We start from the raw sequence: 468 nt of genomic DNA, 5'->3' as shown, positions 1-468 counted from the left end.
GGCCTCGATATCATGCTTCACTCTCAAATCAACGCGCATAAAGAAAGCCTCCCATTTCTCATGTCCAAGAAATGGGAGGCAGTTCATTCAAAGCCATGGCAGGCCATTACTTATTTATCGTTCCGCCTCTTCTTGCGGTTGTATTCGAGCAGCAAACCTAAAGAAGTCAAAGCAGATCCGGCAACTGCCAGCGGAAGAACCGGCAGCAGTCTCTCCCCTGTCGAAGCCAGGGCACCCGGCTCGGTGGTCTTGGTCTGGGAGGCGGGGTCGGCCTTGGTCTCGCCGCCGTTCTCGTCGAAGGTCACGGTGACGTCGCGGGGCACCCACTTCCACTGGGCGTAGACGGTCGTGGACCTGGAGACCTCGGTCTTGTCGGTGAACTGATCGCCCGAGCCGTCCCTCTCGGTGTTCCAGCCGTCGAACGCCCAGCCCTTGCGGGTCGGGGCGGTCTTGGGCAGCGCGAAGGTG

The 468-nt window shown here is 59.8% G+C and carries 1 protein-coding gene; it reads right to left on the bottom strand.

Annotated elements, in window-relative coordinates:
• Window positions 1-110: 110 nt before the first annotated feature.
• Window positions 111-468 (bottom strand): InlB B-repeat-containing protein (locus DWZ52_RS09950; RefSeq protein WP_199579174.1); only part of this gene is annotated, 358 nt, incomplete at its 5' end.

Source organism: Collinsella sp. AF33-16, from assembly GCF_003475325.1.
Classification (GTDB): Bacteria; Actinomycetota; Coriobacteriia; order Coriobacteriales; family Coriobacteriaceae; genus Collinsella.
Note: the sequence above shows the minus strand (reverse complement) of the source record. Positions and strands in the feature narration are given on the sequence as shown.